General features: G+C 60.5%; 29 protein-coding genes. 16 read left to right on the top strand and 13 right to left on the bottom strand.

The genetic code is table 11. The annotated features are described in order from the left end of the window. The first annotated feature begins 16 nt into the window (after positions 1-16). The 9 genes from H4V96_RS14580 to H4V96_RS14540 all read left to right on the top strand — a co-directional run bounded on the left by H4V96_RS14580 (position 17) and on the right by H4V96_RS14540 (position 7,211). Positions 17-1,516 carry an NADH-quinone oxidoreductase subunit M gene (locus H4V96_RS14580; protein WP_010399722.1) on the top strand — a complete coding sequence of 500 codons (1,500 nt, stop codon included), beginning with the start codon at positions 17-19 and terminating at the stop codon, positions 1,514-1,516. Between the two features lie 16 nt (positions 1,517-1,532). Beyond that, entirely contained in the window at positions 1,533-3,035 is a 1,503-nt protein-coding gene (gene nuoN, locus H4V96_RS14575) for an NADH-quinone oxidoreductase subunit NuoN (RefSeq protein ID WP_196856310.1), read from the top strand. Positions 3,036-3,038: 3 nt separating this feature from the next. Next, positions 3,039-3,368, top strand: a complete 330-nt coding sequence (locus H4V96_RS14570; RefSeq protein WP_196856311.1) for a DUF2818 family protein — start codon at positions 3,039-3,041, stop codon at positions 3,366-3,368. A gap of 58 nt (positions 3,369-3,426) precedes the next feature. Next, positions 3,427-3,999, top strand: coding sequence for an NUDIX hydrolase (locus H4V96_RS14565; RefSeq protein WP_196856312.1), 573 nt, complete (start codon positions 3,427-3,429; stop codon positions 3,997-3,999). Between the two features lie 8 nt (positions 4,000-4,007). Continuing rightward, positions 4,008-4,706, top strand: coding sequence for a hypothetical protein (locus tag H4V96_RS14560; RefSeq protein ID WP_196856313.1), 699 nt, complete (start codon positions 4,008-4,010; stop codon positions 4,704-4,706). 16 nt (positions 4,707-4,722) lie between these two features. After that, entirely contained in the window at positions 4,723-5,478 is a 756-nt protein-coding gene (ispD, locus tag H4V96_RS14555; protein WP_196856314.1) for a 2-C-methyl-D-erythritol 4-phosphate cytidylyltransferase, read from the top strand. Positions 5,479-5,488: 10 nt separating this feature from the next. Next, a complete protein-coding gene (gene ispF / locus H4V96_RS14550) occupies positions 5,489-5,989 on the top strand; it encodes a 2-C-methyl-D-erythritol 2,4-cyclodiphosphate synthase (RefSeq protein ID WP_010399716.1) in 501 nt (166 codons plus the stop codon). 159 nt (positions 5,990-6,148) lie between these two features. Next, on the top strand, positions 6,149-6,451 hold the full coding sequence (locus H4V96_RS14545; RefSeq protein WP_043462458.1) for a hypothetical protein: 303 nt from the start codon (positions 6,149-6,151) through the stop codon (positions 6,449-6,451). Positions 6,452-6,590: 139 nt separating this feature from the next. Further along, positions 6,591-7,211: a TetR/AcrR family transcriptional regulator gene (locus tag H4V96_RS14540; RefSeq protein ID WP_196856315.1), complete on the top strand. Its 621-nt coding sequence runs from the start codon at positions 6,591-6,593 to the stop codon at positions 7,209-7,211. On the opposite strand, the gene H4V96_RS14535 is transcribed toward H4V96_RS14540, so the two are convergent. Then, positions 7,212-7,550, bottom strand: coding sequence for an MmcQ/YjbR family DNA-binding protein (locus H4V96_RS14535; protein WP_070346837.1), 339 nt, complete (start codon positions 7,548-7,550; stop codon positions 7,212-7,214). Between the two features lie 77 nt (positions 7,551-7,627). On the opposite strand from H4V96_RS14535, the gene H4V96_RS14530 reads away from it, so the two are divergent. Both H4V96_RS14530 and H4V96_RS14525 read left to right on the top strand, forming a co-directional pair. Next, entirely contained in the window at positions 7,628-7,822 is a 195-nt protein-coding gene (locus H4V96_RS14530; protein ID WP_128089285.1) for a hypothetical protein, read from the top strand. Between the two features lie 252 nt (positions 7,823-8,074). Next, positions 8,075-8,731, top strand: a complete 657-nt coding sequence (locus H4V96_RS14525; RefSeq protein WP_070346836.1) for a CCXG family PEP-CTERM protein — start codon at positions 8,075-8,077, stop codon at positions 8,729-8,731. Positions 8,732-8,815: 84 nt separating this feature from the next. On the opposite strand, the gene H4V96_RS14520 is transcribed toward H4V96_RS14525, so the two are convergent. From H4V96_RS14520 to H4V96_RS14505, 4 genes are all read right to left on the bottom strand, one after another. Next, positions 8,816-9,796, bottom strand: a complete 981-nt coding sequence (locus H4V96_RS14520) for an FHA domain-containing protein (RefSeq protein WP_196856316.1) — start codon at positions 9,794-9,796, stop codon at positions 8,816-8,818. Further along, entirely contained in the window at positions 9,793-11,205 is a 1,413-nt protein-coding gene (locus H4V96_RS14515; protein ID WP_196856317.1) for a serine protease, read from the bottom strand. Before H4V96_RS14515 ends, H4V96_RS14520 begins: the two co-directional genes overlap by 4 nt. 67 nt (positions 11,206-11,272) lie before the next feature. Beyond that, positions 11,273-11,926: a GTP cyclohydrolase II gene (ribA, locus tag H4V96_RS14510; RefSeq protein ID WP_196856318.1), complete on the bottom strand. Its 654-nt coding sequence runs from the start codon at positions 11,924-11,926 to the stop codon at positions 11,273-11,275. Positions 11,927-12,108: 182 nt separating this feature from the next. Further along, complete coding sequence (locus H4V96_RS14505) at positions 12,109-12,810, bottom strand: pirin family protein (RefSeq protein WP_196856319.1); 702 nt, start codon at positions 12,808-12,810, stop codon at positions 12,109-12,111. 166 nt (positions 12,811-12,976) lie between these two features. Between H4V96_RS14505 and H4V96_RS14500 the strand changes: the two genes are divergently transcribed. The 3 genes from H4V96_RS14500 (at position 12,977) to H4V96_RS14490 (ending at position 16,829) form a co-directional block, all read left to right on the top strand. After that, on the top strand, positions 12,977-13,900 hold the full coding sequence (locus H4V96_RS14500; RefSeq protein ID WP_010399707.1) for a LysR family transcriptional regulator: 924 nt from the start codon (positions 12,977-12,979) through the stop codon (positions 13,898-13,900). Between the two features lie 203 nt (positions 13,901-14,103). Continuing rightward, positions 14,104-16,263: an EAL domain-containing protein gene (locus H4V96_RS14495; RefSeq protein ID WP_196856320.1), complete on the top strand. Its 2,160-nt coding sequence runs from the start codon at positions 14,104-14,106 to the stop codon at positions 16,261-16,263. Between the two features lie 188 nt (positions 16,264-16,451). Further along, on the top strand, positions 16,452-16,829 hold the full coding sequence (locus H4V96_RS14490) for a glutaredoxin (protein WP_010399705.1): 378 nt from the start codon (positions 16,452-16,454) through the stop codon (positions 16,827-16,829). 23 nt (positions 16,830-16,852) lie between these two features. Here H4V96_RS14490 and H4V96_RS14485 read toward each other — a convergent pair whose 3' ends face one another. The 4 genes from H4V96_RS14485 to H4V96_RS14470 form a co-directional block, all read right to left on the bottom strand. Then, entirely contained in the window at positions 16,853-17,089 is a 237-nt protein-coding gene (locus H4V96_RS14485; protein WP_196856321.1) for a DUF3820 family protein, read from the bottom strand. A gap of 224 nt (positions 17,090-17,313) precedes the next feature. Then, on the bottom strand, positions 17,314-18,963 hold the full coding sequence (locus tag H4V96_RS14480; RefSeq protein ID WP_280721025.1) for a methyl-accepting chemotaxis protein: 1,650 nt from the start codon (positions 18,961-18,963) through the stop codon (positions 17,314-17,316). A gap of 283 nt (positions 18,964-19,246) precedes the next feature. Further along, positions 19,247-19,708: a DUF3429 domain-containing protein gene (locus H4V96_RS14475; protein WP_196856323.1), complete on the bottom strand. Its 462-nt coding sequence runs from the start codon at positions 19,706-19,708 to the stop codon at positions 19,247-19,249. Continuing rightward, a complete protein-coding gene (locus H4V96_RS14470) occupies positions 19,705-19,863 on the bottom strand; it encodes a hypothetical protein (protein ID WP_157998749.1) in 159 nt (52 codons plus the stop codon). The genes H4V96_RS14475 and H4V96_RS14470 overlap by 4 nt, the downstream gene beginning before the upstream one ends. A gap of 153 nt (positions 19,864-20,016) precedes the next feature. Here H4V96_RS14470 and H4V96_RS14465 point away from each other — a divergent pair, with 153 nt between their 5' ends. Both H4V96_RS14465 and H4V96_RS14460 read left to right on the top strand, forming a co-directional pair. Next, positions 20,017-20,415, top strand: a complete 399-nt coding sequence (locus H4V96_RS14465; protein WP_043462348.1) for a DUF393 domain-containing protein — start codon at positions 20,017-20,019, stop codon at positions 20,413-20,415. A gap of 227 nt (positions 20,416-20,642) precedes the next feature. Continuing rightward, a complete protein-coding gene (locus H4V96_RS14460) occupies positions 20,643-21,356 on the top strand; it encodes an SDR family NAD(P)-dependent oxidoreductase (RefSeq protein WP_280721024.1) in 714 nt (237 codons plus the stop codon). 29 nt (positions 21,357-21,385) lie between these two features. Here the strand turns inward: H4V96_RS14460 and H4V96_RS14455 are convergent, their stop codons facing one another. From H4V96_RS14455 to H4V96_RS14440, 4 genes are all read right to left on the bottom strand, one after another. Next, complete coding sequence (locus tag H4V96_RS14455) at positions 21,386-22,375, bottom strand: FAD-dependent oxidoreductase (RefSeq protein WP_196856324.1); 990 nt, start codon at positions 22,373-22,375, stop codon at positions 21,386-21,388. A gap of 224 nt (positions 22,376-22,599) precedes the next feature. Beyond that, positions 22,600-23,574, bottom strand: coding sequence for a MerR family transcriptional regulator (locus H4V96_RS14450; RefSeq protein ID WP_280721023.1), 975 nt, complete (start codon positions 23,572-23,574; stop codon positions 22,600-22,602). A 466-nt stretch (positions 23,575-24,040) separates the two neighbouring features. Further along, positions 24,041-24,466, bottom strand: a complete 426-nt coding sequence (locus H4V96_RS14445) for a BLUF domain-containing protein (RefSeq protein WP_196856326.1) — start codon at positions 24,464-24,466, stop codon at positions 24,041-24,043. Between the two features lie 22 nt (positions 24,467-24,488). Next, positions 24,489-25,193 carry a GTP cyclohydrolase I gene (locus tag H4V96_RS14440; RefSeq protein WP_196856327.1) on the bottom strand — a complete coding sequence of 235 codons (705 nt, stop codon included), beginning with the start codon at positions 25,191-25,193 and terminating at the stop codon, positions 24,489-24,491. Positions 25,194-25,298 lie beyond the last annotated feature (105 nt).

The following is a 25,298-nucleotide window of genomic DNA, read 5'->3' as shown; positions in this document are numbered from 1 at the left end:
AAGAATACTGAGAACCATGATGCAGTCTACGATTTCTACATTACCTCCTTACCTGAGTCTGTCGATCTGGGTGCCGATCATTTGCGGCGTCCTGGTCCTGGCTCTCGGCCGTGACAGCAAAGCGGGCTTTACCCGCTGGCTGTCGCTCGCTGGCGCCGTGCTCAGCATGCTGTGCACCTTGCCGCTGATCCAGCATTTCGATAACGCCGCGCACGGCATGCAATTCGTCGAAAAAGCACCGTGGATAGCGACCTTCAATATCTGGTACTCGCTGGGTATCGACGGTCTGTCGCTGTGGTTCGTGCCACTGACGGCCTTCATCACGGTCATCGTCGTCATTTCCGCTTGGCAAGTGATCGAGAAGCGCGTCGCCCAGTACATGGGTGCCTTCCTGATCCTGTCGGGCTTGATGATCGGCGTGTTCTGCGCGCTCGACGGCTTGCTGTTCTACTTCTTCTTTGAAGCAACCCTGATCCCGATGTTCATCATCATCGGTATCTGGGGCGGTTCAAACCGCGTGTACGCGTCGTTCAAGTTCTTCCTGTACACCTTCTTTGGGTCCTTGCTGACCTTGGTTGCCATCATCTACCTGCGCAATGTGTCGGGCACTTTCGACATCCTGGCCTGGCACGCGTTCAAGTTGACGATGCACGAACAGATCTTCATCTTCTTGGCCTTCCTGATGGCGTTTGCCGTCAAAGTGCCGATGTTCCCGGTCCACACGTGGCTGCCGGACGTCCACGTGGAAGCGCCTACCGGCGGTTCGGCCGTACTGGCCGCCATCATGCTGAAACTGGGCGCCTACGGTTTCCTGCGTTTTTCGCTGCCGATCACGCCAGACGCCAGCCACTACCTGTCCGGCTTCATGATCGCCTTGTCGCTGATCGCCGTGATCTACATCGGTCTGGTTGCCTTGGTGCAAACCGACATGAAAAAACTGGTCGCCTATTCGTCGATCGCGCACATGGGTTTCGTTACCCTGGGCTTTTTCATGTTCAACGACATTTCGGTGCAGGGCGGTATTGTGCAGATGGTCTCGCACGGCTTCATCTCCGGCGCGATGTTCCTGTGCATCGGCGTGCTGTATGACCGCATGCATACCCGCAACATCGCCGACTACGGCGGCGTCGTGAACCGCATGCCGAAATTTGCTGCCTTCTTCGTGCTGTTCTCGATGGCTAACTGCGGTTTGCCAGCCACGTCCGGCTTTGTCGGCGAGTTCATGGTGATCCTGGGCGCGGTGCAATTCAACTTCTGGATCGGCTTGCTGGCTGCAACGGCACTGATCTGGGGCGCGGCGTACTCGCTGTGGATGGCCAAGCGCGTGGTGTTCGGCAAGATCAAGAACAAGCATGTGGCTGAACTGACCGACATCAACAAACGTGAATTCTTCATGCTTGCTGTGCTGGCCATCGCCGTGCTCGTGATGGGTCTGTACCCAGCCCCGTTCACCGACACGATGCAAACTTCGGTTGCCGACCTGCTGCAGCATGTCGCCATCAGCAAGTTGCCTTAAATAGAAGACCGATAACATGACTAATGCACCTAATCTGGTACCGCTGTACGCGGAAATCTTTCTGCTGATCGCCACCTCGGCGATCTTGCTGATCGATATGTTCTTGCCTGCGGCGAAGCGTTCGATCACCTATGCGCTGTCGCTGCTGACCTTGGCCGGCTGCGCCTTGCTGACCGTGGGCGACTTCAACGCGGGCACCACCGTCTACACGTTCCACAATATGTTCGTGTCGGACCCGATGTCGCAGTTGCTCAAACTGTTCTCGTACGCCGCCGTGGCGCTGACCCTGATCTACTCGCGTGCCTATGCCACCGACCGCAGCATGCTGTCGGGCAACCTGGGCGGCGAGTTCTACGTGCTGGCCCTGTTTGCACTGCTGGGCCAGATGATCATGATCTCGGCCAACAACTTCCTGATCATCTACCTGGGTCTGGAACTGATGTCGCTGTCGCTGTACGCGCTGATCGCCTTGCGCCGTGACAATGCCAAGGCCACGGAAGCGGCCATGAAATACTTCATCCTGGGCGCACTGGCTTCCGGTTTCATGTTGTACGGTATCTCGATGCTGTACGGTGCCTCCGGCACGCTGGACCTGGGCGAACTGCGCGTGGCGCTGGAAAACGGCAAGACCAACGGTACCATCATGGTCTTCGGCCTGGTCTTCCTGGTCGCCGGCCTGGCCTTCAAACTGGGCGTCGTGCCATTCCACATGTGGGTGCCTGACGTGTATCAAGGTTCGCCGACGGCCGTGACGTTGCTGCTGGGCGCGGCACCGAAACTGGCTGCGTTTGCCATCACCCTGCGTCTGCTGGGCGAGGGTTTGCTGCCGATGGCGCATGACTGGCAGCAAATGCTGCTGGTGCTGGCCGTGATGTCGCTGGCGATCGGTAACTTCACCGCCATCGCGCAAACCAATTTGAAGCGCATGCTCGCGTATTCGACCATCGCGCAAATGGGCTTCGTGCTGCTGGGTCTGCTGTCCGGTACCGTGGACGCAGCCAACAACACCCTGAACGCGGCTGGCGCAGCGACCGCCTACGGCGCCGCGATGTATTACGTCATTACCTATGTGTTTACCACCCTGGGTACCTTTGGCGTGATTATGTTGCTGGCACGTAACGGTTTTGAAGCGGAAGAACTGGCTGACTTCAAGGGCCTGGGCAAACGCAGCCCGATCTTCGCGCTGGTGATGACGCTGTTCATGTTCTCGCTGGCCGGCGTGCCGCCGCTGATGGGCTTCATGGCCAAGTACTCGGTGCTCGCTTCCGTGCTGGCCACGGGCCAGTTGTGGCTGACCATCGCTGCCGTGCTGTTCTCGCTGATCGGTGCCTTCTACTATCTGCGCGTCGTGAAAATGATGTGGTTCGACGAACCGACCGACAGCAACGCATTGGTCGTGCATGGCGACATGCGCGTCGTGCTGGCCCTGAATGGCGTGTTCGTCCTGGCGCTCGGCGTGATGCCTAACAGCATCCTTGCTGCCTGCGCCACTGCCATCACCAAGACCCTGGCGTCCTGATCGATGGATGTCACCGCCTCAAGCTCGCTGGTGATCGCCCTGGGTATCCTGGGCGCCAACCTGCCATTCTTGAACGAGAAACTGTTTGCCGCCGTGCCCTTGAAAAGGGCGCAGCTGGCAGAGGGCGGCAAAAGCTGGCGCAAGCCGCTGGCACTGCGCTTGCTGGAGATGGTAATTCTGTACTTCATCGTCGGCGCCGTGGCGTTCGGTCTCGAAGCGCGCATCGGTAACGCATTCCCGCAGACGTGGGAGTTCTATGCCATTACCGGCTGTCTGTTCATGGTGCTGGCGTTCCCAGGCTTTGTCGGACGCTACTTGCGTAAACGCCGTTAGCAGCATCTACCGAAAGCGGCGCCTCTGGCGCCGTTTTTTATTGAACATAAGGAAATGCATGGATACCCAATCCACCGATACGCAATTGATTGAAACCAAAGTGGACGGCGAGCTCGTCTACCAAGGCGGCTTCCTGCGCGTGCAGCGCGACCGTGTCGCCCTGCCTGACGGCAAGATCACGGCGCGCGAATTCATCCTGCATCCGGGCGCCGTCGTCATCCTGCCGCTGCTCGACGATGGCAGCGTACTGATGGAACGCCAGTACCGCTATCCGCTGGACCGCGTGTTTATCGAATTCCCGGCCGGCAAGATCGATGCGGGAGAGTCGCACCTGGCGTGCGCCCAGCGCGAGTTGCTGGAAGAGACTGGTTATACGGCCAGCGACTGGCAATTCGTGTCCACCATTCATAACGCCATCGCCTATTCCGACGAACACCTGGAACTGTTTTTGGCGCGTGGCCTGGTGGCCGGTGAGCGCCAGCTCGACGACGGCGAATTCCTTGAAACGTTTACGGCCACCGTGCCGCAGCTGCTCGACTGGGTCAAGGATGGCACGATTACGGATGTCAAAACCGTCATCGGCATCTTCTGGCTCGACAAGATCACCAGCGGCGCCTGGCAAACGGCTTGATCCTGCGCATGCGTAAGGCGATTTTCCTGCTGCTTGCCGGTGTCACCTTCGGTGCCCAGGCGCAGGCGCGCACGCCGTTCCAGGTGCGCTGCGAAGACACGATCAGCAAGACGGTGTCGGTACTGACGGCGCAGCAGAACGGCTACAGCATCGACACGCATCTGCCGTACAAGGCCTTGACGGTGATGAAGGGCATGGCACGCGCCAATACCTGGGTGCTGGGCTTGACGAAGACCGAGTCGCAAGTGCAGATTGGCCTGGCCGGACCGATGTTGCAAGACCCTGCCAGCGGCTACGAATGTGTGGCGCCACAGATTTCCGTCAAGCTCAATTATGCTCCCGTGGTCATTTACATCGGCCGCGAGTTCGCCCCCGGCACTTGCGCGTATGATGAAATACTCACGCACGAGCTGCGGCACATGAAAACCTATATGGAACATTTGCCGCGCGTGGAAAAGACCGTGCGCGCGGCACTGGCCAAGCGCTTCGAGGCCCGGCCCTTGTACGCGCCCAGCGGCACGGCCAAGGCGGCGTTGGCGCGCGAGATCGACACGGGCTGGTTGCCGTACGTCAAGGCCGAGATGCGCAAGGTGGAAGTCTTGCAGGCGGCCATCGATACACCGCAAGAATATGCGCGCCTGAGCAAGGCGTGCAATGGCGAAATCCAGACTATATTGGCCGGCAAGACACAAGCCGCCCAGCACTGACACGACAAGGAAACGCATGACAGCAGTACCGAATCGCCCCCGTTATTTTGCGCTGATCCCCGCCGCTGGCGTGGGCGCGCGCATGCAAGCGGGCAGTCCCAAGCAATACCTGCCTATCGCGGGCAAGCCCATGCTGCGCCACGCCGTGGACGCCTTTCTCGCCAGCGCGCTGATTGCGCACACGTATATTGTCGTCAGCGCGGACGATGGGCAGATCGATGCCCTAGTGCCAGATCAAGGCGCGGAGCACGGCGTCACCGTGTTGCGCTGTGGCGGTGCCACGCGCATGGACACGATCTTGAATGCCTTGCAGGCACTGCACGCCTGCATCGATGCCCACGACCAGGTGCTGGTGCACGACGCAGCGCGGCCCGGCCTGACGCCGGCGCTGATCGCAAAGCTCATCAACGAGGTGGGCGCGCATCCGGCAGGCGGCTTGCTGGCCTTGTCCGTGGTCGATACCGTCAAGCGGGCGGGGGTGGGGGGGGCGGTGGCCAACGGTGGCGCCAGCACGTCGGCCCAGACGGTGCCGCGCGACGGTCTGTGGCTGGCGCAGACGCCGCAAATGTTTTCCTATGCCTTGCTGCACCAAGCGCTGTCGCAAGCGCCCGATCCGCACGCCATCACGGACGACGCCAGCGCCGTCGAAGCGCTGGGCCTGGCACCCATGCTCGTCGAGGGCCACCCGCGCAACCTGAAGGTGACCTTGCCGCGCGACATACACACGGCCGAGCTGTATTTGGCCCATTCTTTGCCCATTCCTGAATTCTAAAGAGACTTGCATGCACACAACGACTCCCGTACTGCCTTTCCGTATCGGCCAGGGCTATGACTGCCACGCGCTGGTGGAAAACCGCGACCTCATCATTGGCGGCGTGAACATCCCGCACCACTTGGGCTTGCTTGGACACTCCGACGCCGACGTGTTGCTGCACGCCATCACGGATGCCATCTTCGGCGCCGCCGCGCTGGGCGACATCGGCCGCCATTTCCCCGATACGGACGCGCAATTCAAGGGCGCCGATTCGCGCACGCTGCTGCGCGAAGCCGCGCGCCGCGTGCAAGCGAGCGGTTATAGCATTGGCAATATCGACGCCACCATCATCGCCCAGCGCCCGAAGATGGCGCCGCATATCGCCGCCATGTGCGCCAACGTGGCCGAAGACCTGGGCGTCGCGGTGGGGCAGGTCAACATCAAGGCCAAGACGAATGAAAAGCTGGGCTACCTCGGACGTGAAGAAGGCATCGCGGCCGAAGCCGTGGCCTTGCTGCTGCGCGCCTGAGCCAGCGCCTTCGCATTGTCCGCCGGCAGGACAGAGATCGTGCTTGCGACTTCCTGGCGCGGATATCGACAGCTTCGCCGCCGGGCGTCGTGGCGCAGTCGCACGCCAGGCGCCATCTTCGCTTAAGATGGCGCCTTTCTTCCAGTGAAGGTGGCGCTGATGGCCCGAGATACCTATGCATACCGGCACGTTGCCGTCGAATCGCGCGCGATCAATGGCCACGTGGAAATTCGCCCCGTACCGGGCCAGGCTTTTTCGCCGGAACTAGCCGTGCAGTGCTCGCGTCGTCTGGTCGATCTGCTGCGCTACCCGCTGGGTAGCCGGTTCTTATTATTGGCCAAGCTGACGGACCGCCTGGGCGGCACGCCCTTCCTGTATGCCTATCATGGCGACGCAGACGTCGTGATGACGCCGGCCGAAGTGAGCAAATTCCTAGGCGAGTTTCGCCGCGGGCGTATCTGAGGCGGCTTTCTTGCTATGCCATGCAGGCCGCGCCGGTGGTGTTTGTATGCACAAGTGCTGACACGCCGAGCGGTTTTTAACTGATCGGCATAGCATCAGTCCGGGCAGACATGGTAGTCAATATTTTTTACCGAACGGCATGAAACAAGACAAAGAAGTGCAAGCCCCCAAGGCGAAAATGGGCCGTCCGCGCACCTTCGACGCGGATGAGGCGCTCGATTGCGCCATGAAGGTGTTCTGGGAAAAAGGCTATGAAGGCAGTTCTTTGCCGGAATTGACGAAAGCCATGGGCATGAACCGGCCCAGCCTGTATGCCGTCTTCGGCAATAAGGAACAACTATTCCACAAGGCGCTGGAGCGCTATAGCGACACGCGCATGCAGTTTTTCGATGCGGCGCTCGAGCAGCCGAGCGCGCGCCAGGTGGTGGAAGCCTTGCTGACGCAGTATGTCGACGCGCAAACCATGCCCGATGGCCCGCACGGCTGCATGGGCGTGAATGCGGCGCTCGCCTGCAGCGACGATGCCTTGCCGATCCGCGATGAATTGTTTGCGCGCCGGTTGCGCAGTGAAATCAAATTGCGCGAACGCTTGCGGCGCGCCAAGGAGGAGGGCGATTTGCCGCCCAATTCCTGTCCTGAGCAGCAGGCGCGCTTTGTCGTGACCCTGTCGCAGGGCATGGCGATCCAGGCGGCGGCGGGTGTCTCGCGCGAGCAATTGCAGCAGATGGTGGGATTGCTGCTGCGCAATTGGCCGCTGTAACTACCCTGCCGGCGAGATGGTCTTGGCCAGCTCGCTAGGCGCCTTGCGCCGCCAGGCGGCAGTCAGGGCGGCGGCCAGCATGTCCAGCTCAGCATCGGCCAGGCGCACCGTGATGCCGGTCAGCCGTTCGCCCCACCATAGTTTTTCGCAGCCGGACGGCGAGATGACGGTGGCAATATGCGCCGCTTCCGCATCGAGCAGCACGTTGATATGCTCGTCGTCGGGCAGGGTGGCAAAGATCTTCCCGCCCACGCGAAAGGCTGGACGCTCGTGGTGTTCTTCCTCGGTGGTGTCGGGAAACGACAGTGCCAGATAGCGTAGTTCTTCCAGGTCGACCATTTCCTCTTACTCCCTCAACGAACAGATAGCGGCATGCATGTATTTTGCCACGCTGTTTCGCCGCGTGGTGCAGCCGCATGCGAAAAGAAATGCGCACGATGCGACACTGGCCGGTGACTTTGTGGTGTCTGCGCGACATGTCAGAAGACAGCACAGGACTGCGACAGGCGCGCATCCTGTGGTTTCTGGCCGTTTTTTCTGCCAAAAGTGATGTTGTCATAAAATTATCTTACATGGCAAAAAGAAAAATACTTTTCTTCCATGAAATTTAAGTTAGAATAGATTCATCGTATTACCTGAACCGTCAATTGGCAGGCTTTATCCCGGGAACCCGAACCCTTTCCAGGATGCGCTCAGTGTTGCCATGGCGCTGCCACAAGACCGTGTTTTGTGTGGAGGCTGCGCTCCTGACTGATCAGCCTGCAATTTCCGTGCGACGCGCACACGCCTCAATGCAGCGTGTATTTAGCGCAAGCGCCTTCAAACCTGCTGTGCCCGTTAAATTTTACTGACTGGATACTTATATGAAAAACTTGCCTAAAATCGCCCTGTCCCTGATCGCTGTTGCTGCGTTTGCCCAAGCGAACGCTAGCACCATCACACTCTCCACTGGCTACTCGACTGCCGGTGCGCAAACTTCCGCTGGCGCTTACCAGTCCGTGGTCAATGCTGCCGTAGCCACGCCGGGCGCCGGCTATGGTACGACGACGATTGCCAGCTACAACAACGTCACGAATCGCGGCCTGTTCGGCAGCGGTTCGAACATCGCCTTCAAGGCGGTGATCAATTTCGGTGTCAGCGCAGCCGATGCGGGCGCCTGGAGTTTCCGTAGTGGCGTCGACTTCGGCAAGGGCGGCGCCCTGTTCCTCGACGGCGTGGCGCTGAATATGAAGAGCAACGACCTGTGGTGGGCTGGTAATTACAACAATGCCAATCAGTTCCTCGCCGGTTCGAGCACCTTGTCGGCAGGTAACCATACCTTGAGCATCTTCGGCCTGGAAGGCTGCTGCGATGGCGGCCAGCAAGTCCAGTTCAAGGCTGGCAAAGGCAATTTCACCAGCTTTTCCAGCACCGACGGCCTGGTCTCGGCCGTGCCGGAACCAAGCACCTACGCCATGCTGTTGATCGGCCTGGGCTTGTTGGGTTTTACCGCACGCCGCAAGCAGAACATCAAGTTCTAAGCAACTAGCCTGCGCGCTTCGCGGCGCATGTAAAAAAGCCCGCCGGTCTGTCAAGACCTGGCGGGCTTTTTGTCTGATGGAAGCTTATTCTGCGCTGTCATCGTCGCCATCGCTACCCTTGGCCGCTTTGCCGCGCTCGGCGTCCACGGTGCGCTGCAAGGCGGCCGCATCGCGCCAAAAAGCCGCGGTCGTGTGATCCGGACTCAGGCGCAATGCAGGCGGATAAATCGCCGACATGTAGGCCTCGTCGGCCAGGCGGCCGTTGATTTGCAGGTTGCTCAGCAGGATCAGGGTCGAGCCGATGATGGCCAGCACCACGGCAACGAGGCCGAAGCGGCGCCGGTGTCGCGGTTTGATCGTGCACAAGTGGTAGTAGATCATGGCGCAGGCAATGACAATGAATAGATGCCGCCCGTAGCGCGTCAGCACTTCCAGCGACAGCGCATACGCCGCGACGCTGCTGCCCAGTTCCCACACCTCCATGCACAACAAGCCGCAGCCGATGATTAACAGGTGGCGGCCGAAGCGCGCCACATGCCCAAACAGGCGATTTGCCGCGGTCCAGATCGACGCCCATACGAGGCCGCCGGCGAGCGCGTAAGCGATGATCATCAGGCTGGCAATCGGGTCAAAGGCTTCCGCGTCACCGAGCCAGTTACTGAAGGCGGCCGAAGCGCCTATCATGGCCAGGCCGGCGATGGCGGGGCGCAAGCCTTCCCATTCGTGCCTGCTGGTGTCGCTCAGTTCGGGCGCAACAGGGTGGTCGCTGGCGCGCACGCGCAGGAGCGTGTGGCCCAGGCGCACGATGCTGTTGCCGTTCAAGGCCACGCGCAGTTGCCGCTGTCCCCGGTGGATCACGCCATTCTGGCTGCCCAGATCGCGCAACAGCAGGCCGCCGGTGCCATCATCTTCGACGATGGCGTGCTCGGCTGCCGTGTGCGCGTCATCGAGGATGACGTCATTGTCGTAGCCACGGCCGATGCGAATCGGCAGCGATACCATTTGCTGGCGTTGCCGCACCTCGCCATTGTCGGCGAGTATTTCGATGAAGTACGGTGCTTTCATGGCTGGCCTGTCCCGCCGGTGGCCGGTGCCCGCGATAGTGCTTCGAGGAAGGTGCGCGTGACGCGCATACCGTTGGCGTAGGACACGCCGCGCGCATCGATGCGGCTTTGCAAGCTCATGAGTGGCGCATCGGTGCTGGCGGCCAGCAGGGCAAAATCGTACAGGCCGGTAAACTTGCGGTAGGCGCGCACGCACAGCACGGCGCGCAGCGGCAGGGTGCTGTTCTTAACGAACTGTTCGGTGCAATGGGGACCCGTCAGGTGCGCGCTCTTGTAGCTGCCGAAACTTTCATTCTTGAACGAGGTGCTGGCCAGCTCGGAAAAGCGCAGCGCGCCCAGTTCGCTGCTGCGCAAGAATTCGTGGCGCATCGACACTTGCCCCGTCTGCAGGGCGCCAGAAATGAAAATCGCCGATTCCATGGCGCAGCTGGTGTTGTCGAGCATGTAGGGCTTGTCGGCTTTGACGTTGGAGCGGCCCCAGCAGCGCATCTGGTCCGACTCGCGCACGGGCACGCGATATGGGCCCATGGCTTTCAGGCTCAAGGGCGTGTCGAGCAGGCGCGCCAGCATGGCATCCTGGTGCGCGAGCAGCTGCGCCGTCACTAGCGGCTTGAAGTCTTTCGGCGGTTTGCCTTGCAGGGCCACCTTGGCCAGCAATTGCTGGGCATAGCGGGCTGGCACCAGAAAACTGACGAGTTCGCCATCGAGGCGTTTCGATACATTCACGCCGGCCACGTCGCCCGTCGCGGTGACGCTGGGGCCGCCGCTCATGCCGGCATTGATCGGTCCCGTAAACATCAGCTGGTCGTAGAAGCTGCGCGTGACGATGCCGTTGTACGCGCCTTCCGAGATGGCGAAGCCCAGGTCCAGCGGATTGCCCATCGAATAAAGATATTGGCCCTGAATCAAGGGTGCCAGTGGTTCCGGCATCTTGAAAAAACCGGTGCCGTGGCGGTTCACGCGCAAGACGGCCAGGTCGTGCAGCACATCGACGGCCAGCAATTCCACATTGCCGCGCTGGCCGCTGGTGTCGACCCATTCGCCGACATAGGTATCGGGGTCGAGCGCGAATTGCGACACGACATGATAGTTACTCACCACCAAGTTGCCCGTGCCGATCAAAAAGCCTGAACCGACCGACGATTGCGTGCGGCCGTTCTTCAGCAGCACGCGCACTTGCAGGATGTCGGCACGCGCGGCCGTGTACAGCTTTTGCGCGGCCGACGAGGGCGGTGGCAAGGCCGCATGTTCGGTGGCGACGGACGTAGTGGTGGCCGCTGGCGGCTTGGCGCTTGGAGTCGACGTACTGGTCGCCGCTGCGGTGGCGGTGCCTGCGGCAGCGGAGGCCGCGTGCAGGCCTGCGGCAGCGCACAGGCCGGCCAGCAAGAAGGCGTAGTGAGATAATTTCATGCATCCTTTGTGCGTAAGCCGCAGCGACGCTGGCGCGGGCCGGCGCCCAGGCTGCGCCCGCCGGCCATTACAGGGCGCCGTCTTCCAGCGCCGGCGCCGTTTCCGGCGTCATCATGTGACCCAGTTTGTTTTGCTTGGTATTGAGGTAGTGCTGGTTGAAGGCGTTGCGGTTGACCAGCAGCGGCACCCGTTCGGTCACCGTGATGCCCAGCGCTTCCATGGCGGCGATCTTGCGCGGGTTGTTCGTCATCAAGCGCAGGCTGTGGATGCCGAATTGCGCAAACATGGGCTTGCACAAGGTGTAATTGCGCGCGTCGGCCTTGAAGCCCAGCTGTTCATTCGCCTGTACCGTGTCGGCGCCCGCTTCCTGCAGGCGATAGGCGCGGATCTTGTTGATCAGGCCAATGCCGCGGCCTTCCTGGCGCAGGTACAGCAAAATACCGCGGCCTTCCTCGGCGATGCGTTTCAAGGCGCCTTCGAGCTGGGCGCCGCAGTCGCAGCGCTGGGAAAACAGCACGTCGCCTGTCAGGCACTCGGAATGCACGCGCGCCAGTACCGGTTCGCCGTTGCCGACATCGCCCAGCACCATGGCCAGGTGTTCCTTGCCCGTGGCGTGTTCGACAAAGGCGTGCAGCGTGAACTGGGCCCACGGCGTCGGCAGTGCGCAGGAAGTCGTGTAATCCAATTCGCCTGTCGCCAGGAGGTCTGCGCCGCTTTGCATGGTTGTGCTCATATAGGTAATTGTCAAAAATAAAGGCGCGCCGTACCACTGCGGTGCCGACGCGCCCTGCCATCATACCAAAAAGCAGGGGAAACCATTTCCCCTGGCTGAGATTTGAATGCTGGAATGTCTGGTGTTGTTCCTTTATTTGCGGCCGGATCCGGCTTTTGCAAGACGGCTCTCTACCCGGGCAAATCGAAGACCAGCACTTCCGCCTCGTGCGCCTGGGTCAACGTCACGGCCGCTTCCTGCGTCAATTTTAGCGCATCGCCCGCTTTGAGCGCTGTGCCATTGACGACCAGGCTACCGCGGATCAGGTGCACATAAGCGTTGCGGCCTTCGTCCAGCGCATGTTCGGCTTGCTCGCCTTCGTGCAGGATGCTGGCGTAGATGGCCGCATCCTGGTGGATCAGTACGGAACCCTGGCGTCCATCGCTGGAGGCGATCAGGCGCAGCTTGCCGCGTTTGCTTTGCGGCGTGAAATGTTTTTCTTCATAGCTGGGCGCAATGCCTGTCACGTTCGGCTGGATCCAGATCTGCAGGAAGTGCAAGCCATCCGTGGCGGAATGGTTGAACTCGCTGTGACGCACGCCGCTGCCGGCGCTCATGCGCTGCACATCGCCGTAATGCAGGACCGAACCGGTGCCCATGCTGTCCTTGTGTTCAAGCGCGCCGTCGAGCACATACGAAATGATTTCCATATCGCGGTGGCCGTGCGTGCCGAAACCCTGGCCTGGCGTGACGCGGTCTTCATTGATGACCAGCAGGGGGCCAAAACCCATGTGCAGCGGATCGTGGTAGCTGCCAAAAGAAAAGCTGTGATGGGAATTGAGCCAGCCGTGGTTGGCGGCACCGCGTTGCTCGCTATGACGAATCTGTAACATGCTGGACTCCGTTTCTATAAGTGAATGTGCGATAATTTCGAAGGACCGTTGCCTGGCAGTTGCTTTGGCGTCTTTTCTCGCCTTTTCTGCGCGATGTAGCAAGTATAGGCCGGCCAGGCTGGAAAGAAAAACGGAAAATCTATCATGCTATGATCGAAAAAATCGAATGTTAAGACTGAGCCTGGAAGCTTTGCAAATCGTCGACGCCATCGACCGCCGTGGATCGTTTTCAGCGGCCGGCAAGGAGTTGCATAAAGTGCCGTCCACCATTTCCTACACGGTGGCGAAGCTGGAAGACGACTTGGGTGTACAGGTATTCCAGCGCAACGGTCCGAAAGTCATGCTGACGACGGCTGGCCAGGAATTGCTGAAAGAGGGCCGCTACCTGCTGAAGGCAGCGCAGGACCTCGAGCATCGCGTGCGCCGGGTGGCTTGCGGCTGGGAGACGGAATTGTCCATCGGCATCGATTCCATGTTTTCCGCCGTGGCGCTGGCCGACGACGTGCGCGCTTTTTATGCGGTAGCCGAGCAGACGCGCTTGCGCCTGTCGCAAGACACCCTGTCGGGCACCTGGGAATCGCTGCTGGAGCGGCGGGTCGACCTGCTGCTGGGCGCGCCCGGCGACGGGCCGGCCGGTGGCGGCTACATTGCGCAGCCGATCGGCATGCTTGACTTTGTGTTTGCCGTCGCCCCCACGCACCCGCTGGCACAGGTGGCGCAACCCTTGTCGCGCGCTCACTTGCAGCAGTACCGGGCAGTGGTGGTGGCTGATTCGGCGCGCCATTTGGCGCCGCGCACCGTGGGTGTGCTGTTGGGGCAAGATGTCTTGAGCGTGCCGAACATGCAGGTCAAGTTCGATTATCAGGTGTTGGGGCTGGGCTTTGGCTTCTTGCCGGGGCCGTGTGCGCGCGCCGCTATCGCCAGCGGCTTGTTGGTGGAAAAGGCCGTGGAAGAGCCAAAACCGTCGGAAACGTTTTACCTGGCGTGGCGCGTGGGCGAGGATGGCGCCGCGCTGCGCTGGTGGATGGCGCGCATGCGCGAACCCGATGTATTTGCCCGCCTGGCACAGCATCTGCCGGGCCGCGCCTGAGCCAAGACCGTGACGCGGTGCGATATGCTTCTGCTGAGGTCTTAAAATGTTGACATACGTCAACATTTTTAAGTTACCATATTCATAGTATTTCCACCGTCTTTCTGTCCTGACCTCCATGCCCCTGAGTGGGATTTTGATGATTACACACACCGCAGCGCCTCTGATATGTTTCCCTGACTTGGCACACGCGCGAGGTTGCCATGCTTGAAGCGAAGGTCGCGCTGTGCCTGCGCCTGGCGCAGGATGCCCGTGAACAGGCCGGGCCGCAGCAGGGGGCCACCCTGTTGCGGCTGGAGCAAGAGCTGCAGCGGCTGCGCGTCGCCGGCCGGCCCGTGGTGCGCGTGGCGCCGGCCGATGCCTTGCTGGAAATCGACCCCGATGGCTTCCTGATCGGCTGGAACCATGGTGCCGAACAGATGTTCGGCTATTCCGAACTCGAGGCGCTGGGCCAGCACATCCTGTTTTTGTATCCCGAAGACGATGCGGAAGCGAGCGTGCTGGAACTGCATTTCATGCAGGGCGACGTGGCGACCGATGTGCGCCGGCGCAAGAAGTCGGGCATGGTGACGTGGCTGCGCATGCACCGCCACCTGATCTACGATCAGTCGGGCAAGGCTTGCGGCATGGCCGTGCGCCTGTCGGCCATGAGCGAACCGCTGTCCGACGTGGATAAGGTGAAGTTGCACGCACGCATCATCGAAGATAGCGAGCAAGCCGTGCTGATCACGGATGCGGAGGAGCGCATCGTCTCCATCAACAGTTCCTTTAGCCGCATCACCGGCTATTCGCCGGCCGAGGCTATCGGCCGCACCCCCGATTTGCTGCGCTCGGGCGTGCACGACCCCGACTTCCGCGCCAAGGTGCGCGCCGCCATGCGGGGCCACGGTTCCTGGCGCGGCGAAATCATCGGTAAGCGCAAGAATGGCCAGCTATTCCCGCAAGATGTCACGATCAGCGTCGTGCGCGATGAATTTGGCGAAATCAGCCATGTGTTTTCCCTGTTTTCCGATATCTCAGTGCACAAGGATGCCGAGGCGCGCATGCAGCGCATGGCCAACTACGACAGCCTGACGGGCTTGCCTAACCGCTGCCTGCTGAACCAGCTGGTGGATCAGGGCCTGGCCGAAGCGAAACGGCAGGGCACGCATGGCGCGCTGATGGTTGTCGACATCAGTCGTATCGGTTCCATCAGCGATACCTTGGGCCATGAAGTGGGCGACCAGCTGGTGATCGCCATCGGCCGGCTGTTCCTGGGCGCGCTGCGCGATGCCGACATTCTGGCGCGCGTCGATAACAGCAAATTTGTCGTGGCGTTGTTGCACATCGAAAAGCGCGAACACGCGGCGAATGTGGCGCAAAAACTGCTCAGCTTGCTTGAAGCACCGATCAATATTGATGCGCACGCCCTGCACGTGGGCGCGAGCATCGGCATTACCGTGTATCCGGAAGACGGCCTGGAAGCGCCCGCCCTGTTCCGCTTTGCCGACGTGGCCGTGGCCAAGGCGGGGCAGGCCATCGAATCGACCTTCCTGTTTTATCGTGAAGACATGAACAGGCGGGCCAAGGAGCATTTGCGTCTGGAAAGCGAAATGCGATTGGCGCTGGGCGACAAGGAGCTGGAATTACATTACCAGCCGAAAGTGAGCCTGGCCAGCGGCCGCATCGTGGGCGCGGAAGCCTTGCTGCGCTGGAAGCATCCGATGCGCGGCATGGTCTCGCCCGGCCTCTTCATTCCTGTTGCCGAGGAAACCAGTTTGATTCTGGAGCTGGGCACCTGGGTGCTGGACGAGGCCTGCCGCCAGATCCGCAGCTGGGAAGACCGTGGCTTGCATATGCCGGCTATCGCCGTCAACCTGTCGGCGCGCCAGTTCGATGAGCAGTTGCCGGCGCGCATAGCTGCCGTGCTGGAGCGCTACCAGGTGCGGCCCGACCAAATCATGCTGGAAATCACGGAAAGCCTGCTGATGCGCGGTGCCGACAAGGTGATCGACATCATGAACCAGCTGGTGGCCATGGGCCTGGCGCTGGCGCTGGACGATTTTGGTACCGGTTATTCCAGCCTGGCGTATTTGAAAAAATTCCCCATCAGCACATTAAAAATTGACCGCTCGTTTGTGATCGGCTTGCCCTTCGAGGAAAACGATTGCGCCATCGCCCGCGCCATCGTGACCATGGCGCAACAGTTGCGCCAGGAAATCGTCGCGGAAGGGGTGGAAACGGCGGAGCAAATGCGCTTCTTGCGCGAACTGGGCTGCGATCAGCTGCAAGGCTATCTATTCAGTCCGGCCGTGCCGGCGGCGCAATTCGAGGCGATGCTGCGCGAGGGGCGGCAACTGCGCCTGGAAACGGTGAGCGCTTAAGCGATGCCGAGCTGCACTTTTGCCAGCAGGTCATCGTGCATCACGCGCTTGCAAGCACCGGTGGGCCGGCATTCGCAGGCCCGCCCTCGCGAAGATGGCGTGCCTGTGTTCCCGCATGCCCACGCCAGCCTGTGCGCATGGCACAATACGTCATTCGCACGCTACGTGCCACCAACCCCAGGACTTTCATGACCCGCGCCATCCTTGACGAAGACCAGATCCATCCCGCCGCCCGCGCTTTGATCGGCAGCAAGCACACGGACATCGTGCGCGAGGTGCAGGCTGCCATCGCCACACACCAGGTGGTGGTGGTCGGCATGGCGTTCAATCCGTTTCCGCGCAAAGCGCGCAAGATGCTCGACGTGTTGGGCACACCTTATCAATACCTGCAATACGGCAGCTATTTGAATCAGTGGCACCGGCGCAATGCTTTAAAAATGTGGACGGGCTGGCCCACGTTCCCCATGATTTTTGTCAACGGCATTCTCATCGGTGGCGCCAGCGAGCTGCAAAAGCTGGTGGAAAATGGCGCGTTCAGCGCCATGCTGGCGAAGAAAATGCGCTAGTTTTAAGGCTGGTCTTACGCTCCTTACTCACCCGGCCGCCACGGCGACTTGCGCGTGCGCAAGGGATCGAGCAGGCTGCGCAAATCGTTGTGGTCGAGCTCGTACATCAGCGCGATTAAACTGCCCAGTTCGCCCGAGGGAAATCCCTCGCGCGCGAACCAGCCCAGGTAGTGCCCCGGCAAGTCGGCCAGCAGCCGTCCCTGATATTTCCCATATGGCATTTCGCGCGCGACTAGCAGCGCCAGTTTTTCTGAATTCATGCAAGGGCCCCGGATGTGATCGGACCAGTGTAGCAGATGCCCAGATGACGGATTTTAGTGCAAGGGCGCTGCCTAGTTCCAGGTGCTGCGGCGGCTGCATGCACGGCGTAGCTGCTACTGTACAAAAAACGCCCAGTCAGCACGAAAAATGCCAGTGTCACGGGGTCTGTCGCTGGTGCGGCAGACCCCGATGCCAACATTGAAACATGCGCTCATGCACGCGTCTATCGCGGTATGGTCACGCGGCCGGCAGTCAGCAAGGCATGCGTCTTGAGGCCGGCATGCGTGATGCTGGCGCTATCTGCCGCATTGGCGGTAAGCTGGAATACGCCGACCACTTCGGCTAGCATCTGCGCTTCTTTCTGCAACGCTGCCGCTGCGCTGCTGGCTTGTTCGACCATGGCGGCATTTTGTTGCGTCGCTTCATCCATCTCGCCCACGGCCTGGTTGACCGATTCGATGCCGGTGTTTTGTTCCTGGCTGGCCAGGCTGATCTCCGCCATGATGGCAGTGACGCGTTTTACGCTGCTCACAATCTCTTCCATCGTCGCGCCGGCATCGTCAACCAGGCGCGCGCCGATTTCAACGCGCTGCACCGAGCTGCCAATCAGGGTCTTGATTTCGCTGGCGGCTGAAGCCGACCGCTGAGCCAGGTTACGCACCTCGGTTGCCACGACAGCAAAGCCACGGCCCTGCTCGCCGGCGCGCGCCGCTTCCACGGCGGCATTGAGCGCCAGGATATTGGTCTGGAATGCAATCGAGTCGATCACGCCGATGATGTCGACAATTTTTTTCGATGATTCATTGATTGCCGCCATCGTTTCGACCACTTGCGCGACCACGATCCCGCCACGTACCGCCACTGCGGATGCCGACTCGGCCAGTACATTGGCCTGCTGCGCATGCTCGGTATTCTGGCGCACGGTGCCGGTTAATTCCTGCATCGACGAGGCGGTCTCTTCAAGCGTTCCTGCCTGGCGCTCGGTGCGCGATGAGAGATCGAAGTTGCCCGCCGCGATCTCGGTCGAGGCGTTGAAAATCGTTTCGGTGCCGGTGCGCACCTGGGCAACAATGTCGACCAGATTGTCGCGCATTTTTTTCATCGCGAACAACAGGCTGCTGTGGTCGTCTTTCGCGGTGTGTATATCGACGGACAAGTCGCCAGCAGCGATGCGGGTGACGATACTGACGGCGTAATCGGGTTGTCCGCCGAGTTGCAGCAGCAGTCCGCGACCGATATACCAGGCACTGCTTACGCCAGCGGCAATGGCAATTGAACACAGCACCAGCATCCAGGTGAAAAAGCTGCTGCTCAGCTCCCGCGCGCCAGCGGTAGCCTCCTGGCTCATTTTTTCTTCCAAGTCGATCAGCGTGTTCACCGACGCCAACCAGTCGACGAAGGCCGGACTGACCTGCTGTGCCAGCAGGCTGGAAGCCTGCGGCAACTGCTCGGCGTTACGCAACTCAATCACCTTGGCGATCAACGGTTGCACGCGGCGCTCGGTTTCCTTGATGGTAGCCAAGGCCGCTTTTTCATCGGCAGTCACATCACCGGCAAACAAGGCATCGAGGGGAGCGGCAGATTGCTGGTATTTTTCGTCAAGCGCCTTGATTTTCTTTACCTGCGCCTGCACGGCCGTGTCGTCAGTGGCCAGCACCACGTCGCGCACGGCAATCGCGCGGTCGTGGACGCTACCGCGAAAGTTGATCGCGTGGCGTTGTTTAACGTTATTGACATCGTTGACGCGGCTGAGCGTCTGGTCGATACTGCCGACCCGATTCATGGCCAGGCCGGTGAGTGTGATGGTCAGCGCAAAAGTGATGCCGAAGCCGATTGCCAGCCGGGTGCCGACGCTTTGAGTGGAATTGTTCATGCAAGTGTCCATGTAGGTTGCCGGATGGGGCGATAAGGCAGCTATTGTCCGATAAATGGTGATTCTTTGCTGCGACGCCTGTAGCGAGCAGGCAGGGCGGCGAACTAAGATTGAGCTATATCGAACTTCTTGTCATGCAGGCGCAGCGCGCAAAGACCGGATATTCTAAAAATTGTTGATTGCTTCAGTCGCTAAGCGACTTGCCTGGGGGGCTAAGCGTTGGCCGTGGGGCGTGACTGCTTGTCGAGGATGAAAGCTGGCTCGCCAGTGCTCTGATGGTGCGTCACAGCATGCTGCGTAGATGCCCGGCGAAGCTGGTGCCCAGCAAGCTCGCTGCAGCGACGATAGACAACTGCAGTCGCATCGGCAGATACCAGGCGGGCAGCCCGGCGTGCCTGAAGAGTCGCCAGTCCTGCAAGTAATGGACGCCAAAGCCGGTGGCCAGCAAGGCACTGCCAGCAAGCGGATCAAGCGCCAAGGCCAGCCAAGCGAGCAAGGCGGGAATCACGCTCCAGGCATAGCAGACGTTGCGCTTGCGATCACTGATGAACTGTGTGCTCATGGCGAAACCCCAATGTAGCGCACCGACAAAACTGAGGATCACAGCGCCGTATTGCAGTGATAAATGCTGCCAGATGCCGCTGCGTGGCGTATCGAGCCAGGTCGCCGCCAATAAGGCAAGGAACGGTATCAGGCCGGCGTAAGCGAGGCAGGCAACGATGCGCGGCGTGCGGGCCGGGCTCATTTTGCGCGTACCATGTCGTTAGCGGTGCCGCCGCTGGCACCCTCGCGGCAGATCATGCGGCTGACCTTTTCCCGCCTTGAGCTGGCGCCGGCAACGCGCGCACATGCCGACATTGGCGCACCGCTCACACCGGCTTTCAATTCTCGCTTGTTCATGCAGCCCTCTTTGCTTGTTAATGCCATGCGGCATGTTTCGTTGCGCGAGCAACCATGGTCAGATTGTAGCTATAATGAACCGCATAGTCTAATGTAAAATGGTTCAATGTAGGTTCATCGCAACAAGTGCTATATATTTTAAGAGGTCATGTCATGCCCAAACCTGCTGAAAACGGTGTCGCGACGACGGTTTTTTTTGATGGCTCCTGCCCTCTGTGTCGATGGGAAATCAGCCACTATCAAGCTGCTGTGCCGGTCAGTGCCATCGACTTTGTCGATGTCAGCAATAACAAGCAAGCCGCAATGGCGGGGTGTAGTTGCAGCGAGTTGATGGCCCGCTTTCATGTGCGGACGAAAGAGGGCGTGATGCTCAGCGGCGCGGCGGCCTTCGTTGCGCTATGGTTGTTATACCCGAGCTGGCGCTGGTTGGGAAAATTGGGCTCATTGCCCGGTATGCCAGTGGTGCTGGAGTTGCTGTATCGCGGCTTCTTGCGCCTGCGTCCCGGCATCCAGTGGCTAGTCAGGAAATTCGCCAATGACAAGGCGCGCTAGTGTCAGCACGGTTGCTCATATTGGGCGCGGCGCAGCTTGGGTGGGATGGTCATCAGCATGGCAGAAGGTCATGCTGGTAGTTCAACATGCCGATATTTAGAACCGATAATGAACCGCTTTTTGTGCGAGGAGGGCGCAAAACGCGCTGGACACCCCTGGCGCCGGCCGCTAAGCTAAGGCGCGACGGTGTGGCACAAGCCAGACAGCAACACCCCCACCACCCTTGAATGGAGCAACTTGCCATGATGTCTAGTCTTCCTGATCAGTTTCACGCCTTGGTGATCGGAGCCTCGGGCGGCATCGGCGCCGCATTCGTCGACCTGCTCGCTGCCATGCCACGCTGCGCATCTGTGTGCGGCCTGCATCGTCATTCGACACCGCGCATCGACTTTGCCGATGAAAATAGTATTGCCGAGGCCGCAAGAGAGCTTTCTTCCAGGCGGAATTTTCACCTGATCATCAACGCCGCTGGCATGCTGCACGATGGCACTGTCATGCCTGAGAAACGCCTGGCTGACCTCAATTATCAGCAGATGCAAACAATTTTCCAAACCAACACCATGGGGCCGGCATTGCTCATGCGTCATTTCTTGCCGCTGCTCGACGGTGAGCGCGCCATCATGGCCATGTTATCGGCGAAAGTGGGCAGCATTGGCGACAACCAGCTCGGCGGCTGGTATAGCTACCGCGCTTCAAAGGCCGCGCTTAACATGTTGGTCAAGACGGCAGCCATCGAACTGGCGCGCAGCCAGAAGCACAGCGTGCTCGTGGCGCTGCATCCGGGCACGGTCAGCTCGCGCTTGTCGCAGCCATTTCGCGGTGAGCTTATCGGACGTCCGGCGCAGGCCGCCGCCAGCGACATGCTCGCTGTACTAAACTCCCTCAGCCCGTCTGACAGCGGTACATTCTTGGCATACGACGGTACGCGCCTGCCCTGGTAGGACACAGCGCGCCGCCACGCGCGCCCCGCTCAAGCGGGGCGGGCGACGATGCGTTGCGCCAGTGCCTGGCCGCTAAGCCAGGCTGCCTCCACTGTGCCGCCATTGAGCCAATCGCCGCACATCCCCAGCCTTTGCGCTGCCTCCCACACGCAGACATCGTTACGCGCCTGCGGCGTACTGGCATAGCGCCAACGGTGCACGCTCCAGCGTTGCGGTACTTGCCCGCCCATACTGATGAAAGAGGCAAGCAGTTGTGCGGCAATGCTGTCGCCATCGAGTTCCATGTGCGCCTCGCTCCATTCCGCGCTGGCATGCAACAACCAGCTTTCGTGACCGTTACGGCCAGGCTTGGTGCTGTCGCGTGCCACCCAGCGCAGTGGACCGGCGTTGATGAAAGCGGCATTGAAGCCCAGCGCTAACGGCTGCGCATACTCCAGCATCATTGCCCAGCAGCCTGCCATCGTTGTCCCGGCCGCCAGCGCGGCCTGCTCTGGGGCCACCTGGCGCAGCAGTGGCACCGCTTGCGGCGCTGGCACCGCAAGCACTACCGCGTCATAGCGATCCGCCAGAGGCTGTGCATCTTGCGCCTGCAAGCGCCAAGCGCTGTCTTCACGTTGCAAGGCACTGATCGCAACCCCGGTGTGCAATGGCAGATCTGCAGCCAGCCAGCTGGCGATGGATGACATGCGCGGCATGCCGACAAAGCGTTGCGCAGGAGTGTCGTCGCTGCCGCTGGCGCCGTCGGCAGCGGTGCTGGGCAATTGCAGCTGCCATTGCCCAGCCACGCCGGCCTGTTCCCAGCGCGTCACTTCGGCGCGGAACGCAGGGTTGCGCGCGGTGAAGTACTGCGCGCCATGGTCGCATTGCCAACCGTCACCGCGTCGTGTGCTCATGCGACCGCCTGCGCCGCGACTTTTTTCAAACAGACTGACCTGCAAGCCTGCCTGGCGCAAGGTCGTGGCACAGGCCAGGCCGGCGATGCCGGCGCCAATGATGGCGATATGAGAAGCGTTAGTCATGGGATTTTTGGTAGTGGTTTGATCATGCTGCTCAGCGTCAGCCTTGCAGCCATGGAGTGGTGTTATTGCGCTCGCGTCAGCGCCAACTGCGCCCGCTCAGTGCGATTTGCGGCACCATTACGTGAAGGCGAGCGCAAGCCGAAGCTGTGCACACTGGGCTTTCACGCTGCTGTCGTGCGGCATAGTGCTTCTGCTTGCGCTCCTGATAGTGGACGATTTTTCGCTCATAGGCCCGCCGGCAAAGGCAGGCCCTCCGCCCGGGCAAGCTGCAATAGCGCGTCTTCCAGGACCATGCGGGCGGCGGCGGCGGCCTGCCCCAACTGCTCATGCAATAGCGCGTCGTCCACATTGCGTACCGCGCATTGCGCGCTGTAGCGCTCGAAGCTGTTGATCATCAACAGGATTTCCGACATATGGCGCGGGCATTCACAGTGGACGGTACTGCTGGCCGCCGCCAGTTGCGCCAAAGCCTGATCGTCGAAGCGGCGCGGGGCAGGCGCTGCCGGGCACCGCTGCGCAAGCTGAGCTTGCGCCAAGGGCAATGCCGGCAGTGCCGCTTGGCACAACAACACTATTTCCGCAACATCGCTGGGTGCGCGCGCAACCAGGCAGCCCTGGGTGCGCAACTGTCGTATGGTCGCGCTGGCACCGAAGCGGTACAACACCACCACCGCCATTCCCAGTGCTTGACGCAGTGCGCAAATCGTCGGCACCACGCGCTCATCGAGTTCCGACATTTCCATCAGCAGCAGTTGCGCGCCGGTGGCAGGCCATGTTGCTGCCACATCGTCCAGATGTTGAAAGCTGGCGACGATATCGAGCGCAAGTAACTCTCGCCCGCCGACGGCCAGGCGTCGCGCCAAATCCGCGCCCATCAGTGCCACGCGCAGTGGCTGTACCGGCGCGCCAGGCTCCGGTGCCAATGCAAACTGGTCCAACTGTTCCAACTGCAGCTTCGCAAGCGCGCCTATCGGATGGCCCTGGTCGACCAGTTGCTTCATCAGCCGCAGCCGACGAACCTGAGCCTCGGAATATAAACGCTGGCCATGCGCGCTGCGGCCGGTGTCGGAGATGCCGTAACGACGCTCCCATACGCGCAAGGTTTCAACGGGCAAGCCAGCAAGTCTGGCAGCGACCCCGCTGCGGTATAGCACAGGCGGGCTATTGCCGGCAGGAGGAGGGAGTAAAGATTGCACCATAAAACGAACCGATACTGAACCTATAATGTCCAATTATATCGCGCAATTGGCTGTTAATTGAGGTGGCATCTCGAAGAAAGCGATACAAATCCGGTTCATCGCGGTTCGAGTGCCGAGCGAGGTGGGGGTAGACTCACATGCAGTGGTGTCAAATGCAACAGAAGTGGGCAATCAGCCGCCGCAAGCGGCTGATTGCTCGCCAGAGTCCTTGTATGGCAGGTGGCACATTGCCACCACTGCACCATCGACGCAATCGCCACCGCGTCTGATTGCGCCAGGGGCTAGTGCAAGCCCGGCACGAGTAGCGTCTGGGCCTGAGAAGTCACACCGAGACGCATCTGATGCTCAGGCCCCAGTGCGCGAGCGCTGCGTTGATGCCCTGCACGCAGGCGCACCAGGTCCGGACTGCACAGACCGGCGGTGACGCAACTGCGCTGCTTGCGGGGGCGCCGCTGCAGCGTCGTCCTTATGCCCGACCCAGGACGGCGGCGCCAGCCATCAGCTCGTCGATCAGCGAGAGCGAACTTTCCCCGCCTAGCGCGAACGGATCGAACTCGGGCAGCATCGAGTAGCGCAGCACCGTGCCCGGGTTGAGCTTGTCGAGGTTGGTCTGGCCCATGGCCCAGCCAGCGTAGCGGCGCTGGCTAATTTCTTCGTAGCGCAGCAGTGTTACGCCGCGGTGTCGCGTATCGCTGAGTATGCGGGCATACAAGACGTTGACCTGTTCGCGTCCGCCTTCGATCAGCTGCAGGTAGAACCGTTCGCTGTGGCATAGCACGCCGGTGATGCCGCTCGGTGTATTGTGGCGACGAGATTGCTGCAGTATGGCGCCAATGGTTGCAGCATCGATAGTGTCTGCGGCGTGGCTGGCATAGAGTAAGCGGACGAGCATGGTAACTCCTTTGGATGGTATATCAGCGTTTGATCAGTGAGAGGAACTCGCGCCGCAGTGCGGCGTCCTTGAGAAAAGAACCGTGCATGACACTATTGATCATACGCGCATCATTGTCTTTCACGCCACGCCACTGCATGCAAAAGTGATCGGCTTCCATGATGATGGCCAAACCGTCCGGCTTGACCTTTTCCTGCAGCAGTTCTGCCAACTGGACCACGGCTTCTTCCTGGATCTGCGGGCGGCTCATGATCCATCCCGCCAGCCGTGCATATTTGGACAGGCCGATCAGGTTGGAGTGCTGGTTGGGCATCACGCCGATCCACACCTTGCCCATGACGGGGCACAAATGGTGCGAGCAGGCACTGCGCACGGTGATCGGACCGATAATCATCAGCTCGTTCAGGTTGGCGGCATTGGGGAATTCCGTGACGGCAGGCGGTGCAATGTAACGTCCGCCGAACACTTCGAGCAAATACATCTTGGCGACGCGGCGCGCCGTATCTTGCGAGTTATGGTCGTTGGCGGTGTCGATTACCAGACTTTCCAGTACGCCCTGCATGCGCAGACTGACTTCGTCGAGCAGTTCATCCATTTCGCCCGCTTCGATGTAGTCGGCGATATTGTCGTTGGCGTGGAAGCGCACACCGTTATTCATCAAGCGGGCGCGTATGCGTTCTGACGCTGGCGTACCGGCGACACGGTAGCTAATTTGTTGATTATCCATGATAGAAGTCCTTGTTGTTAGTAATGCGCGGTAGTGTGCGCGGTATCGTTTATTCGAGTAGAGCGGGCTTGTGCTGCCAGACGCTGAAACACAGCACTGCGGCAA

Source organism: Janthinobacterium sp. CG_23.4, assembly GCF_029892305.1.
GTDB classification, from domain to species: Bacteria; Pseudomonadota; Gammaproteobacteria; order Burkholderiales; family Burkholderiaceae_D; genus Janthinobacterium; species Janthinobacterium lividum_D.
Note: the sequence above shows the minus strand (reverse complement) of the source record. Positions and strands in the feature narration are given on the sequence as shown.